The organism is Streptomyces sp. B15 (assembly GCF_018070605.1).
GTDB classification, from domain to species: Bacteria; Actinomycetota; Actinomycetes; order Streptomycetales; family Streptomycetaceae; genus Streptomyces; species Streptomyces smyrnaeus.
Map to the genome: position 1 here is coordinate 1 of NZ_JAGPXJ010000136.1, position 13,327 is coordinate 13,327.

Here is a 13,327-nt window from a genome sequence, read left to right on the forward strand (position 1 = left end):
CTTCCGGAGTGCCCTTGCCGCCGCGTAGTCCGGCGGTGATGAGGTGGAAGGTGTCGCGGCGGTAGGTCTCGGCGCAGGCCGCGCAGCGGGTGGTGCGGCGATTGCCGCAGCGGACCAGGAGGTCACCGGCGGGCAGGTCGGCGGAGTCGAGGCGGCGCAGGGCCGGGCCGATCTCGCCGGTGGTGGTGTCTACCTGGTGTTCGGTGCGGTGGCCGGCCAGGCGGATGGGGTTGGTGCAGCCGCCCAGGCCGGAGAGCTGACGGAGGATACCGGGCAGGGAGCCGGTTGCGGCCAGGTTCGCCAGCTCTGCGAGCGGGGCGGGGTTCGTGCGCGCGATGATGGTGCTTCTCCTTCTCTGCCTTACGAGGTGTGGGAAGGGGCCTGGCTGCCGGGGCGGCGGATGCTTGGCGGTATCGAGGCCGCCCCGGTGGCCACTCAGCGGTGGTGGATACCGTTGCGGGAGCTGAAGAGCGAGCGCAGGACGAGCGCAGCCACCGCGACGGACACAGCCGTCACGACGACGGCGGCCAAGAGCGCAACGACGACCACACCGCCGACGATCACGGCCGCGACGGCTCCCGAACCGACCGAGGGAAGCGACCGTGGCGGCGCCGGGGTGAGGGGTGCGGAGTGCTGGCAGCCGCAGGCCGGTACGTGAGCGTGCTGGGCGGTCATGGGCAGGTTCGGGGTGTGAGTGTCGGGGAGTTGGGGGCGCAGGAACATCGGTTGCTCTCCTGTCAGTCGTGGGTGCCGTTGACGGTTCCGACTCCGGTGCGAATGCCGTTGTCGATGGCGGGGGCGAGGAAGGTGTCGGCGAGGTAGAAGCCGAACAGCGCGATCACGACGACGAGCCAGACGCGGACGCCGAGGAACTTCACGGCGCCCCACACCAGCAGGCCCAGGACGACGACCAGGGGCAGGTTCACGGTCACGGGAAGCTCTCCTTCAGCGGACGGGGCAGCGGTGGGTGCGGGCGGCCAGCTCGGCGGCGGCGCGCGAGTCGTAGTCGGCGGAGAAGCCGCATCGCGGGGCAGTACAGGCGGCGGTGTGCTTTTCACGGCCACGGCCGTCGGTGGCGGTGCCGACCTGCACGGGGCCGATGCGGATCACGGAGCGGAAGCGGCGGTTGAGCGGCATCAGCAGTCCTTCAGTCGCAGGGATGCGGGGTCGGGGAAGCGGCGCAGGATGTGGGCGGCTTCTTCGGGGTCCTCGGTGCGGGTGGCGGCTTCTTCTGCGAGCAGCCGGGCCAGGGTGGGGCGGCCGGTGTTGGCCATCTCGTGGGCCGCGTCGAGGTAGTCGAAGCTGTCGGGCATGTGTCCGGGCATGGCGGCTCTCCTCTCGGATCAGGTGAGGTGGGCGGCGATCTGCTCGGCGAGGGATGCGGGGACGCCGAGTCGGGCGCGGAGGGTCGGGGTGTCGATGGGTGTGCCGGTGCGTTCCTCGTGAGCGGTGGCGATCTTGCGGGCGTGCTCGACAAGGGCGGCCGGGACGGACGTGATGGACGGCGCCGGGAGCTCCGGCGCAGCCGGTGCGGATGCGGCGTCGGGGGCTGGCTCTGCGATCTCGGAGCCGGTCGACACCTCGGGGGCCGGCTCGGCTGGGGGTTCGTGTGTGGTGTGGGCGAGGAGGGTTCCGCCGAGGAATGCCAGCGCGGGCCATCCGGCGACGAGGATGCGCAGCCAGTCGGGGACGTCGCCCAGGTCGAGGAGTCCGGCGGTGGCGATGTTGGCGCCGAGGGAGGCGGTGAGGGCGACGAGGAACCAGCACCAGCCCGCCGCCCGGTCACGACCAGAGCGCAGCCGACGCCAGGCCGCCACGAGCAGCAGATCGACCGACACGGGGTAGGCCCAGGCTTTCCAGCCGTCTTGTCCGGCTGCCGAGGCCAAGTCGTGCAGGTGCGCGAAGGACAGCGCCGCAGCGATGACGGCCTGCACGAGCACGGCATCTACGCGGGCGAGGTAGGCGCGCATAGGTGGCACCTCCTTTCGGTTTCGGCATGGGAGGGGTAGGGACTTGGCGCGAGGCGGACGCGCCGGCCGAATCGGAGAGCGGTGAGGTCAGGCGGTAGCGGTGGGCCGGAAGGGCTTGAGCGCGGGCAGTTCGGGCACCAGGTGCGCTGTGCGCTCGCAACGGGCCGCAGCGTCAGTCAGGGAGAGGTAGGGGGTGCGGATGCGGGACCAGCCGCCGGAGGTGTCGCCGACCACGGCCAGGCCGGGGCGTTCGGGAGCGATGGTGCAGGCCGCCCCGACCGCTTCGGGGGCGATGTCGCCCAGCGCCATCTTTGCCGAGGGCTCATCGTTCACCCGGTGGCAGACGCGGCCGGAGAGTTGGGCGCGGAGCATGGTGGCGCCTTTGCCCAGTTCGGCCCCGAACCTCTGCCCGCACACCTCCAGATAGATCCCCGCAGCCCGCCCGAGCTGGGCCAGTCGGATCAACTGGGTGACCATCTCATCCCGCCGTTCCTCATCCTTGCGAGAGGCGACGAGGAACAGTTCCGCGACCTCGTCCACGAACAGCACGATCGGCACCGGGCGTTCGCTCTCGGGCAGGCCCCACACATCCGAGGTGATCTCCTCATCAGGTGTGGTGGGGGCGATGCCCTGCCGGGCACGAATGAGGTCGTAACGGTCTTCCATCTCCTGCACCAGGACGGGCAACAGCTCGGCAGCCTCAGCCGGGTCGGTCGCCAGCGCCGAGAGCCGAGGAGCGAAGGGCGCCAGTTCCACGCCTCGCTTGCAGTCGATACCAGCCAGCGCGACCGGCTGAGCGGCGAGGCCGGTGATCAGGTGCCGCAGGTACATGGACTTGCCCGACAGCGTGGCGCCGAGAACCAGTTCATGCGGGATGGCGCGGTAGTCGCGGACGAAGGCGGTTGCGTCCTCCCGCAGCGCCACCGGCACCCGCAGGAACCCGCCACCCGCCCTACGAGGCATCCGTACCCGCCGCAGGACGTCGAAGCCGACCAGCCGCAACTCGACCACACCCGGCTTGACCGGCTCGACATAGACACCATGAACACCCCAGGCATGCCGCAACCGCTCAGCAGAGGCAGCAACGTCGGCAGGCTCCTGCCCCGGCGCCAGCCGCAGACGTATCCGCAGACCGGTCGAAGTCGGCCGCAGCATCCCCCGACGAGGAGGCACCGGCCGCACCTCACGACGAGTCGCAGCCCGCACAGCCAACGCCCGCAGACGGGACGGCTGCACCGTCAGCCCGCACGAATCCATGACCGACCCATACGAACCCACCAGGCGGGCAGCCGAAGCAGGCATGCCCACGGCCGACCAGTAGGCGGCCGGGTGCCGTGCCCGGAGGTAGGCGGCACCAGCACCCAGACCGGCGACCGGGCCGCCCACCTCCATCAGCGTCGTCAGCTCGGACACGGTCAGGCCCCCACACCCGCCGGAACGGCACCCGGGGCGACAGCGGCGGCCCGGTAGGCGATGCCGTGGCGCTGCTGCCCGTTGAACACCGACTCCCACGGCCGGGCCACCAGACCCGGCAACGACACGGGGGCGCCGAGGGCGAGCCCGTCCGTCACACCGCTCTCGGGAACGGTGACGTGGATGAGCGAGGACTCGCCTTCATCGATGTAGACGACGCCGACCTTCATCAGCGTCTCGCCGCTCACCGCGTCCTTCGCGACTTCCCCGGTCTGCCGGTCGCGGACCTTGGGCGCGGGCGCCTCGGTCAGAAGGATGGTTGCGGAAGAGGTCTCAACTCGAATGGTGCGCAAGGTCGTTTCTCCTTGTCCGTACGTCGGAGCGATGAGAGCTAGTCGTCTAGACAAGCCCACGGGTGATTCGCCCCGGACGTGCTTGTTGGGATGCGGATACTCTGCCACACGTCTTGCCCACTCGTCTATACGAGTATGCCTCTCGGTGTGTACGAGTCCGCGAGAAACGACCCAGCGCCGTCGTCACGGGCCCGACATGCCTTAGTTGGCGGGGAGTTGGTAGGCGAGGACGTAGGCGTCGGCGGCCATGACGGTGTCGCAGACCTCGACCGCGCGCCCCTCGGTGTCGTAGGCGGTGCGGATCAGGCTGATCACGGGGACGCCGGAGGACAGGCGGAGCATCTTGACCTCGGCCGGGGAGGGCATCCGGGCGCGGACCTCTTCGTCGAAGTGGTCCAGGCGGTGCCCCAGCTCTTCCAGCCGGGCGTAGATGCCGCCGGGCCCGGGGTTGGGTTCGGCGATCTGCGTACCGCGCGCCAGATCCAGGGGCAGATAGGAGACGGCGAACTCGACCGGCCGTCCGTCGAGGAGATAGCGGCGGCGCCGGGCGAGGACCTTGCGGGGCGAGCCCAGGCGCGCGGAGATGTCCGGTGCCGGCTTCTCCTCCCGTACCTCCAGGCTGTCGACCTCGGGCTTGCTTCCCGCGGCTTCCGCTTCGACGGTGAAGGCCGACTTGCCCTGATCGCGATGCCGCCGTGCGAACCGGTCCGAGGCCAGTCGCCTAACCGGGGGCCGTGGTCGCACGAAGACGCCTTTCCCGTGCTCGGAGGAGACCAGACCCTCGCTCTGGAGGATCGAGAGCGCGTTGCGCACGGTCATCCGGGAGACCCCGAAGTGCTCGACCAGCTCCGCCTCGGACGGCAGCTTGGCCCCTTCCTTGAAGCGCCCCTTATCGATGGCCTCCCGGACCTGGTCGGCGATCTGCCGGAAGACGGCGCGATCACTGGTCGGGTCGAGCGCCCCAAGAATGCCGGAGGACAGTGCAGCCATAACGGGTACTCCTTTGGATATCTAGACGAGCTACTGAGTTCTGTTGCTACGGTGGAGAAGCCTAGCCATCTGAGGGGACCGAGGAACGTGAGCACGGTAGAGCGCCCCCACTCCGTGAGCGTCGCAGGGGTCATCGTTGACGACGCAGGCAGAGCGCTGCTCATCCAGCGCCGCGACAACGGCCAGTGGGAGCCACCCGGCGGCGTCCTGGAACCCGGGGAGACCATCCCCGACGCGCTCCAGCGCGAGGTCCTCGAAGAGACCGGCATGAAGATCGCCCTCCCGGCGACCCTCACGGGCATCTACAAGAACATGAACGGCCTGATCGTCTCCATGGTCTTCCGCTGCGAAGCGGTCGACGGCTCCCCGACCACCGGGGAGGAGACCTACGCACTTCGCTGGGCCACCCGCGAAGAGGTCACCCAGCTCGCCGACGAGGCATACGCGATCCGCGTCCTGGACGCGCTCGACGGGGCATCCCCGCCAGCCATCCGGGCCCACGACGGCGTGCGACTCGTCTAGCACACACCCACTACCCATAGCGGCCACCAGCACGAAGGAACTTGTATGCACGAGTATATGAGTACGGAGCGGATCTGGGAACTCACCTGCCCAGGACTCCCCGAAGAGGTCGGCCGAGTCCGCCGCTGGACCCGCGACGTCCTGCACGACAGCCCCCACGCCGACGACGCCGCACTGATCGTCAGCGAGCTGGGCTCCAACGCACTCACCCACTCGGCCAGCGGCAGCCCCAACGGGAGCTTCCACGTCTCCCTGCACCGATCCCCCGGCACGGTCGTCCTGGCGGTAACCGACACCGGCGGAGGCGAGACGAAGCCACACGTCGAGACCCCGGACGAGGACGACATTCACGGGCGCGGCCTGGGCCTGGTCACAGCACTGGCCGACCGCGTACAGGTCAGCGGAGACGACTACGGCCGAACGGTCACCGTCGAGATCAACGACCAGCACCAGGCGCCGGCCAGGCCCTCAGCGCAAGGGGTCCACGTAGGTCTGCCCGCCCCGAGGTCGATGGCATGAGCGCGCGACCGCAGTCCCCTGTACGGATCTACTACTGCGAGTGCTACGTCAACGAACGCCGCATCGGCACCTACGACGCCTACAGCCCACGCGAAGCCCTGCGATGGATGCGCATCAGCCTCATGATGATCGCAACCACCCTGGACGAAGCCCCCTACAGACGAGCCCGCACATGGCTCGACCACGGCCAACCAGCAGCAGCCCGCGACCTCGAACAGGGCAAGCCACACACCCTCACACTCAAACAGCGCAGCACCCAGGCCACTTGGACAGTCAGCCCGATACCGTGCCCACCTGTGCACGAAGCGCGTGCGTAACAACTTTCTCTACGACTTCAAGGCGGCCCGCTGACGCGGGCCGCGCGCGCTGGCGGCCCGTGGCCGCCGCCCGCTCATGTCTCCGCCCCGCTCCGCGCCGACCCCGGCCCGCTCAGCGCGCAGCCCGAAACGGCAATCCACCTGCGGTTGCACGACTCCAGGAGCGCGATCAGGCGTAGGAGGTCGACCAGTTCTGTACGGCTGGGCACGGCATACCGAAGAGGTCCGTGGCGCGGCGCCCGGTTTCGTCGCTGCCTGCGGGCCGGTCACGCCATCGCCGGGTGGCTGGCTGAGGCTGCGCAGAGGCGTCTGCGGGTCCAAGACATAAGCGTTGGAAACGTAGCTGACGACGGTGGGTGGCCGAGGGACCCACTTGCAGGTGCTCAGGCACCTTCCCCGCCGTCGTGGCTGACTTTCCCCACTTGAGGTCTGAACAGCACGCCAGAACCAGGGGCCCACATCGGGATTACTGGCAGGCGAGCAGGCAACACGATCCGCTAGCCCTCTCTCCCCTAAAACAACTCCAGCCTTATAGCCGATCTCCCGACCTACTAGGGGAGCCGTACCCCAATTCACGAATTACGCTTCCCGCCAAACCTTTCTTCATCTCTCTCAATTGCAAGAGACGCGTCCAGAAAAAGTTGAGCAGCACGACCCCTCATTTCATCCAGGGCCTTCATGGTGACCAAGCTTGTGAGGTCAGTCCCTTGAGGCAGCCCTTTAATCAAGAGCATGACAGTCGCCTGATACAGCGAGTTGAGAGCCATTGAGGCAGGAACCTCCAGGCCGACGTTTGTCTTTCCGACCCGCATCAGCAGCTCTCCCCTGAATTCCGACGAATTAAGAGAAAGCCCCCTTGACCCTGAATGCACTTCATTGCTAGCCATTTGATAGTAGCCGCGCATATGCCCCATCTGCACTTTCTCTTCGAGCCCGCGAAGATTATCATTGGGGCAATACTTCTTCGCCCAACCGTATTCCCCTTTGAAGTCTTTGCCATACTTGGAGATCGCGGCATTATATCGACGCTCAATCAGATCAAGGAAGTCTTGATCGAGCGGTTCCATGCCCAAGAACCTGTGATCTTTCAGGTACTGGAGAGCGCTGCGCCGTTGGGTGACCACTTCGTGGTCAAGGTAGCGAGCCGCAAGGTCAGAGTTATCAACATCGTCTACAGAGTCGCCGATGGCTCCAGCCACCACTGCCATTTCGTGAAGAGTTCTGCATCGCGCAAGGGCTCCTTCAGGGAAACCGTTCCTAAGGAGTGCAAGAACCTCTCCCGCAACGCGACAGGACTTAGCGTGGATGCGGACCAATGCCTCAAATGCGGCCGCCCTATCGCCACTAAGAGACTTTGATGATTTCAAGGCTATCGATTCTCCAGCCTCACGGGCACAGGCTGTGGAAATAGTGAAAGCCTTGAACGCCGCATCGTACCTCCGTCGGAGGCGCTTATTGAACCCCTCATCCAGTTTATGATTCACGCGATAGGTCCGCCTATCGCGCAGGACGTGCTCTGCGACCTGCAGCCCCATCTTCTCCGCGAAACTCTCAACAGATCCAGTGGCCGCCTTTTCCAAAACCTGCTCATCAACCTCCTCTACGCCCGATTTCTGCAACACATCCATCACGTATTTCGCGAATTTTTCTTCGACACTCGCAGTCTTTTTTCGGAAATTCCTCACCAGTGCCACTCCTAGGCTCAGAAGCCCAATGCTAGAAGAAAAACCAGACGGGGCATACCTTTTTACTCTGACCTGCATGACTCGATGGGCGCTAGGCGACAGCGGCTGGTGTGGACGTTTTCCTCCCAACCTCCCCTACGGCTGTAAACAGATGTTGCTCAGGAGGAGAGCGCCCCCTCACAGCTCCCCATGCAACCGGTGCGCGCCTCCCACCAGAGCTGGCTGTGCCTCAGGCTGGCATGGGATGCGGACTCAGGGGGTGGCACACAGTGGGTACTCAGTCGAGGTGTGGCGCGATCACCGAGAAGGGCACTCGGTGCAGGAACTTGGCGATGGTCAATGCTTCTCGCTGCTACCAGCATCGTGGCGAGTGGTCGTCGTACACGATCGAGAGGCGAAAGAAGCAGCCTCGCAAGCGCCGTAAGAAGTGAAGGAGGGCGTGCCCGTGCCGTGCCCGTAAGGCCGGACAGCCACGGTAAACGAGGGTGTCCCCGCGAGCGTGCCCGGTGAGCCCAAGCTCACGAAGCGGCAGGTCAGCAGGGTGACAGCGCCCAAGAGCACGGTGATTCCCAAGCTCAGAGCGCGGGTTCGATTCCCGTCGCCCGCTCAGAGATGAAACCCCCAGGCCAGAGGCTCGGGGGTTCGTTCATTGTCGAGCAGCGACATGCACCGCTCAGGCCGCATACGGGGTGAAGGTTACCCGGGAGTCCTCCGCTGTGAGCGCAACGTTCAGCGAGCCGTCCAGGGCCTTGGCAAGGCGACGCAGCAAAGGAAGCGTCGGGACGGTGTCTCCACCCTCGATGCGCGAGATCTGCGGTTGCGTCATCTCCGCACGATCGGCCAGTTCGGTCTGAGACAGGCCGAGTTCGACGCGGCGGTCGTAAATGGCCTGTCCGAGGTCACCGGCGAGACGTGCGTCGATGTACTCCTGGTCGTACTCCACAGCTTCACCGAGAAGCTGCTTGGTACGACGCGTCTTCCACTGGTTGTGGTTCATCACGCCTCCCTGACTCGGTCGAAGGTGTGCTGGGCCGGGCCGTGCTCGGCCTCGCAGGCTTTCTGCGCCTGATGGGCCCGCTCGATCTCGGCAGTCTCATGCATTCTGGTCTTGCGGAAGACGGTCAGCAGCACGATCCGACGGCCCGGGGCGAGCCAGTAGGGGATACGGACGGCATCCCCGTCGAGCGCCAGCCGCAGCTCACGCAGCTTGCCGCCCAGATGGCGCGAATACGGCTCGCCGAGTGTCGTGGGCTCGGCCAGTAGACGGTCCGCCTTGTCCTCCACGCGGCGATAGAGGCGGAAGGGCAGCAAATCGAGCCAGTCCCGCACCTCGGGCTCTACCTCGATCACATACTGCCCATCCATGCACTCAACGATATATGCGTTAGATTGCATACCGCAAGCTCACGCAAAGGGGAATGGAAGGTCAGCGGCCACTGGCTGCTGCCAAGTACCGGCTAAAGCAGCACGGCACGTACCACGACATCCCCCGGCGGGGCGCTCTGCGCCACCCCCAGAGGGGGCACCCAGTCCACCTGACACCAAGTCAGCCGAAGCCGTACCTGCAACCGCGACCAGGGCACGTGGGAACGCGGAGCTCAGCATCGTCGGCCGCCGTGCCCGATGCGTGCCAGTCAGGGCGGCGATTCACGGTCAACAGCGGCTCTCCAGGACCTGCCCGGCAATGGCCAGGGAGCCACGTCTCAACAGGTCAGCACCTGGTTCCCCGCTTGATGTCCGGTACTTCCCAAGCTCAGAGCGCGGGTTCGATTCCCGTCGCCGCTCAGAGATGAACCCCCAGGTTGTGAGCTTGGGGGTTGTTTGTTGTCTGGGCGGTTATGCGTCCCGTGCCCGTTGCGTGCCCCATAACATCGTCTTCCTCCTCGGTCCTGCTCTCTTCGGGGGCCGCCGGTCGCCCCGTACACGGGTATCGAAACCGGCGGCAATCCCCGCCGACCTCCAGCGGCGAGTGCTGGTAGATCAGCGCCGTCCTCGCGCCAGGCATCCCCTCGCATCCCTGGACGAGGGTTTCGAGCTACGGTGCGCTGGCAAGATCCAGCAGCCGGCTGATTATCAACGCGGCGAGCAGCCCTTTTCCAGCTTCGGCGGCGAACTGAGACTGGTGTCGTCCTGGCATCCTGAGCATCCCGGATGGCTGGTATGGCTGAGGTACCATAACCATATGGCTTTGAAGAAGACGACCGTCATGGTCGACGAGGAGGACCTCGTCCTGATCAAGGAAGCGGCAGCGCGGGAAGGACGGCCGGAGTCGGAGTACTTCCGGGAGGCGTTCCATCTCGCGGCCCTGCGCAGCCGACGCTGGGACGAGGACTGGGACATCCCGAGCCTGGACTTCGGCGGTCCCGTCACTGCGGAGGAGATTGACCGAGCGGTCTCGGACGGCGTGGCGGACACCGAGTGATCGTCGTCGGTGACACCTCCGGCCTGGTGGCCGCCCTCAACGCCTCGGACCCCGAGCACGACGCCGCTCGCACCGCGATGCGCCAGGCAGCGCTCACCGTAGTGTCACCGCTGGTGATCCTGGAGATCGAACACATCACCACGCGCAACGTCGACCGCAGGGCCGCACACGGGGTGAACGACTGGTTGCTGGCCCAAGAACGCACCGGGCGCTTGACCATCCCTGAGCTGTCCGTCGACACGCTGCGCAAGGCTCGTATGGTCCAGAACCGCTACGCGGCACTGCGGCTCGACCTGACCGACGCGGTGAACGTCGTCCTGGCCGAGGCGTACGACACCGAGGTCATCCTCACCCTCGACCGCCGCGACTTCGGAGCCGTCACTCCGCTCACCGGCAACCACGCCTTTCGACTTCTGCCCGACGACCTGTAGAAGCAACCGGGCCACCCGTGCCAGATGCGCACCAGAAGGCCCCCCGTCGCCCTTCTCGGCGGCTCCCTCGCCTTCACCGACCCCGAACACGGCATCGCCTGCAGCTACGCGATGAACCACATTGTCCGCGGCCCCGACGACGTCCGTGCAACTCACTGGTCGGCGCAGTGGGCGCGTCGCCGGCATGGCCCTGTTGCCCCGTCGGTGCGGCCTATTCGGGGTTCCAGGCTCCTGTGGCAGCGGTTTCTCGTACGTAGTCGGTGAAGTCCCGCGGCTCGCGGCCCAGGGCTTGCTGCACGCCGTCGGCGAGGTGGGACCTGCGGCCGTCGAAGACCTCCGCCATGAGGTCTGCCAGTTGGGCGGCGAATGAGGCGGGCGTGCCCTGGTCGATGAGGGTGGTGATGAACCGCTCGGTGGTGACGGGCATGTAATCGATCTTGCGGCTGGTCTCGTTCGCGATCTCCTTGACCGCGTCGGCGAAGGTCATCAGCCGCGGGCCGGTCACGTCGTAGGTGCGGCTGGTGTGACCAGGCTCCGTCAGAGCCGCGACTGCGACGTCGGCGATGTCCTCGGCGTCGGTGATGGGCTCCGTCACGTCTCCGACCGGCAGCGCCACCAAGCCTGCTCGGATCGCTCCGGCGACCACGTCCTCGCTGAAGTTCTGTGCGATGAAGCCCGTGCGGATGACGGTCCACTCGGTGCCGGACTGCTGCACGGCCCGCTCACACCGCACGGCTTCCTCCGCGCCGCGATCTGCCACCAGTACGAGGTGCTGCACGCCGTTGCGGGCCGCCAAGGAGGAGAACGAACGGATCGCGGCGGCGGCGCCCGGGAATGCCGCGTCGGGGATGTAGGCCACGTAGACGGATCGGACTCCGCGCAGGGCGGGCGCCCATGTGGTCTGGTCCCGCCAATCGAAGGGTGGTTCACCCTTTCGGGAGCCGATTCTCACCGGCAGCCCCCGCGCCCGGAGTCGGGACACGATCCGGCGCCCGGTCTTGCCGGTTCCGGCAAGGACCAGGGTGAGTTGGTCTTCCATCGGCTTCTTCATGCTGCCAGTCAACGACTTGATGAGTGGGTGAGCCATCGTTGAAAGACGCGTCTTCGTGCTCGCGCGTCTAAACTGCTGTCCATGGACCCGCTGGCGAGTCTCCTCGACGGTCTGAGAGCCAGGGGAGCCTTCGTGCAGCGGTCCATCCTCGATCCGCCGTGGTCGGTTCGGATTCAGGACGAGGCGCTGGTGTGTGTCGTGACGGTCGTGCGGGGTGCGGCATGGGCGATTCCGCACCGCGGTGAGGCGGTACGGCTTGGCCGCGGCGATGTTGCGGTGATGAGAGGGCCGGATCCCTATACGTTCGCCGATCATCCTGAGTCACCGGTCCAGGTCGTCATCCACCCCGGCACACGGCGCACCACCCCGGGCGGGGCAGCATTGCGCCAGGACATGGAACTGGGGCTGCGGACCTGGGGCACCAGCCCGGGCGGCTCGACGACCCTGGTGATCGGCAAGTACCAAAGGCCCGACGAGGTCGGCTGGGGGCTGCTGCGGGTTCTGCCCCCGCTGTTGGTTCTCAACGCTGCCGCCTGGCACTCGGCCTCACTGGGGGATGTGCTCGCCCACGAGGTCGCCCGGCAGGGCCCCGGACAGGACGCGGTGCTGGACCGGCTGGTGGATCTGCTTCTCGCCGATGTTCTGCGGACATGGTTCGCGCGTCCGGGCGAGGATCCACCCGTCTGGTACCGGGCCCTCAGCGACCCGGTGATCGGCCCCGCTCTTGCACTCCTGCACTCCGACCCGGCCCGGCCGTGGACTGTCGGTGCTCTGGCGGCCAAGGTCGGGGTCTCCCGGGCGGCGCTCGCCCGCCGGTTCATCGACCTGGTGGGTGAGCCACCGATGAAGCATCTCACCAGTTGGCGCATGAGCACTGCGGCTCGCCTCCTCCGGGAGCCGGGAAACACCCTTGAGAGTGTGGCCAGGCAGGTGGGCTATGGGAGCGCGTCCGCGTTCAGCACGGCGTTCAAGCGCGTGCACGGCATCAGCCCGCAGCAGTACCGCACCGGGGACTGACCAGCACTGATGAAGGTGAAAGCCTTGGATGGGTGAGCATCCGGTTCGCCGTTTCCTCCCGCAGGCTGTGCTCGCGCACTCTGCGGGACGAACCTTGTCGACCTGGGAAGCCGCTGTCTTTCCGGCTGTGATCGCTTGGTTTCCGCAGGTCAGGTGAGCCGAAGCCCAAGAAGAGGGCCGTGGCGCTTGCGGCTGCTGTTTTTAGGGGACCGGGCTCGCAATGCTGATCGTGCCGGCACAGACTGGTCAACCGGCATCCGGGCCAGGAGGCGCAGGAGCCTGTCCTCTCACTGTGTTGCAGCTCCTCCAGTGGTGGATCGTTCTGGTACAGCAGTGAAGTGCAGCAACCTCCGTGAACGACAGTGTCCGTTGCCGCCCCTCGGGGCCGCGCACCAGCGCAGCCGGTGACCAGCGGTCAACGGGGGCTTCACGACGGTCCCCTGTCACTCAGCGAACCGCGTCCGGCCAGCTCAGCCTCCCAACTGCCCTCGTCCGTTCCCGTGATCCCGAACCCGGGGCGCGGGTTCGATCTCGTCGCCCCGTTTCGGCACGAACCCCCGGGTCGGCGGCCCGGGGGTTGTTCGTTGGCTGGGCGGCTCGCCGCCCGGGGCTCATGTCGTGGGGGTGGGAGTGGGGG

Annotated in this window: 18 protein-coding genes and 1 pseudogene; 7 read left to right on the top strand and 12 right to left on the bottom strand. The window is 66.7% G+C overall.

What is annotated here, in order from left to right; genetic code table 11:
* From KBY19_RS37060 to KBY19_RS33720, 8 genes are all read right to left on the bottom strand, one after another.
* Window positions 1-295 (bottom strand): replication initiator (locus KBY19_RS37060; protein WP_368861000.1); only part of this gene is annotated, 295 nt, incomplete at its 3' end.
* A 442-nt stretch (window positions 296-737) separates the two neighbouring features.
* Complete coding sequence (locus tag KBY19_RS33690) at window positions 738-932, bottom strand: hypothetical protein (RefSeq protein WP_210967352.1); 195 nt, start codon at window positions 930-932, stop codon at window positions 738-740.
* Window positions 933-945: 13 nt separating this feature from the next.
* Window positions 946-1,137 carry a mobile element transfer protein gene (locus KBY19_RS33695; RefSeq protein WP_210967353.1) on the bottom strand — a complete coding sequence of 64 codons (192 nt, stop codon included), beginning with the start codon at window positions 1,135-1,137 and terminating at the stop codon, window positions 946-948.
* A complete protein-coding gene (locus KBY19_RS33700) occupies window positions 1,137-1,325 on the bottom strand; it encodes a hypothetical protein (protein ID WP_210967354.1) in 189 nt (62 codons plus the stop codon). Before KBY19_RS33700 ends, KBY19_RS33695 begins: the two co-directional genes overlap by 1 nt.
* An 18-nt stretch (window positions 1,326-1,343) precedes the next feature.
* Window positions 1,344-1,970, bottom strand: a complete 627-nt coding sequence (locus KBY19_RS33705; RefSeq protein WP_210967355.1) for a DUF2637 domain-containing protein — start codon at window positions 1,968-1,970, stop codon at window positions 1,344-1,346.
* An 87-nt stretch (window positions 1,971-2,057) separates the two neighbouring features.
* Window positions 2,058-3,383: an FtsK/SpoIIIE domain-containing protein gene (locus KBY19_RS33710; RefSeq protein WP_210967356.1), complete on the bottom strand. Its 1,326-nt coding sequence runs from the start codon at window positions 3,381-3,383 to the stop codon at window positions 2,058-2,060.
* Window positions 3,384-3,385: 2 nt separating this feature from the next.
* Window positions 3,386-3,736 (bottom strand): hypothetical protein, encoded by a 351-nt coding sequence (locus KBY19_RS33715; protein WP_210967357.1) that lies wholly within the window; start codon window positions 3,734-3,736, stop codon window positions 3,386-3,388.
* A gap of 201 nt (window positions 3,737-3,937) precedes the next feature.
* Window positions 3,938-4,726: a GntR family transcriptional regulator gene (locus KBY19_RS33720; RefSeq protein ID WP_210967358.1), complete on the bottom strand. Its 789-nt coding sequence runs from the start codon at window positions 4,724-4,726 to the stop codon at window positions 3,938-3,940.
* Between the two features lie 114 nt (window positions 4,727-4,840).
* On the opposite strand from KBY19_RS33720, the gene KBY19_RS33725 reads away from it, so the two are divergent.
* Genes KBY19_RS33725 through KBY19_RS33735 form a run of 3 tightly spaced genes read left to right on the top strand, consistent with a single transcriptional unit; the run spans window position 4,841 to window position 6,084 of the window.
* Window positions 4,841-5,248 (top strand): NUDIX hydrolase, encoded by a 408-nt coding sequence (locus KBY19_RS33725; protein WP_210967362.1) that lies wholly within the window; start codon window positions 4,841-4,843, stop codon window positions 5,246-5,248.
* A 45-nt stretch (window positions 5,249-5,293) separates the two neighbouring features.
* A complete protein-coding gene (locus KBY19_RS33730; RefSeq protein ID WP_210967359.1) occupies window positions 5,294-5,767 on the top strand; it encodes an ATP-binding protein in 474 nt (157 codons plus the stop codon).
* Window positions 5,764-6,084, top strand: coding sequence for a hypothetical protein (locus tag KBY19_RS33735; RefSeq protein ID WP_210967360.1), 321 nt, complete (start codon window positions 5,764-5,766; stop codon window positions 6,082-6,084). Before KBY19_RS33730 ends, KBY19_RS33735 begins: the two co-directional genes overlap by 4 nt.
* 572 nt (window positions 6,085-6,656) lie before the next feature.
* Here KBY19_RS33735 and KBY19_RS33740 read toward each other — a convergent pair.
* The 3 genes from KBY19_RS33740 to KBY19_RS33750 all read right to left on the bottom strand — a co-directional run bounded on the left by KBY19_RS33740 (window position 6,657) and on the right by KBY19_RS33750 (window position 9,134).
* On the bottom strand, window positions 6,657-7,847 hold the full coding sequence (locus tag KBY19_RS33740) for a DUF5677 domain-containing protein (protein WP_210967361.1): 1,191 nt from the start codon (window positions 7,845-7,847) through the stop codon (window positions 6,657-6,659).
* 595 nt (window positions 7,848-8,442) lie between these two features.
* The gene (locus KBY19_RS33745) at window positions 8,443-8,766 is read right to left on the bottom strand and encodes a helix-turn-helix domain-containing protein (protein WP_099882997.1); all 324 of its coding nucleotides are present in this window, start codon (window positions 8,764-8,766) and stop codon (window positions 8,443-8,445) included.
* Window positions 8,766-9,134 carry a type II toxin-antitoxin system RelE/ParE family toxin gene (locus tag KBY19_RS33750; protein WP_099882996.1) on the bottom strand — a complete coding sequence of 123 codons (369 nt, stop codon included), beginning with the start codon at window positions 9,132-9,134 and terminating at the stop codon, window positions 8,766-8,768. The genes KBY19_RS33745 and KBY19_RS33750 overlap by 1 nt, the downstream gene beginning before the upstream one ends.
* 817 nt (window positions 9,135-9,951) lie before the next feature.
* On the opposite strand from KBY19_RS33750, the gene KBY19_RS33755 reads away from it, so the two are divergent.
* From KBY19_RS33755 to KBY19_RS37070, 3 genes and pseudogenes are all read left to right on the top strand, one after another.
* Window positions 9,952-10,191 (top strand): CopG family transcriptional regulator, encoded by a 240-nt coding sequence (locus KBY19_RS33755; RefSeq protein WP_099882995.1) that lies wholly within the window; start codon window positions 9,952-9,954, stop codon window positions 10,189-10,191.
* Window positions 10,188-10,622 (top strand): PIN domain-containing protein, encoded by a 435-nt coding sequence (locus KBY19_RS33760; RefSeq protein WP_210955929.1) that lies wholly within the window; start codon window positions 10,188-10,190, stop codon window positions 10,620-10,622. The genes KBY19_RS33755 and KBY19_RS33760 overlap by 4 nt, the downstream gene beginning before the upstream one ends.
* A 57-nt stretch (window positions 10,623-10,679) precedes the next feature.
* Window positions 10,680-10,772: pseudogene (locus KBY19_RS37070) on the top strand (esterase); the annotation flags it as partial.
* Window positions 10,773-10,833: 61 nt separating this feature from the next.
* Here the strand turns inward: KBY19_RS37070 and KBY19_RS33765 are convergent.
* The gene (locus KBY19_RS33765; protein WP_247691695.1) at window positions 10,834-11,673 is read right to left on the bottom strand and encodes an NAD(P)H-binding protein; all 840 of its coding nucleotides are present in this window, start codon (window positions 11,671-11,673) and stop codon (window positions 10,834-10,836) included.
* Window positions 11,674-11,754: 81 nt separating this feature from the next.
* Here KBY19_RS33765 and KBY19_RS33770 point away from each other — a divergent pair, with 81 nt between their 5' ends.
* On the top strand, window positions 11,755-12,690 hold the full coding sequence (locus KBY19_RS33770) for an AraC family transcriptional regulator (protein ID WP_099882992.1): 936 nt from the start codon (window positions 11,755-11,757) through the stop codon (window positions 12,688-12,690).
* Window positions 12,691-13,327: the final 637 nt, after the last annotated feature.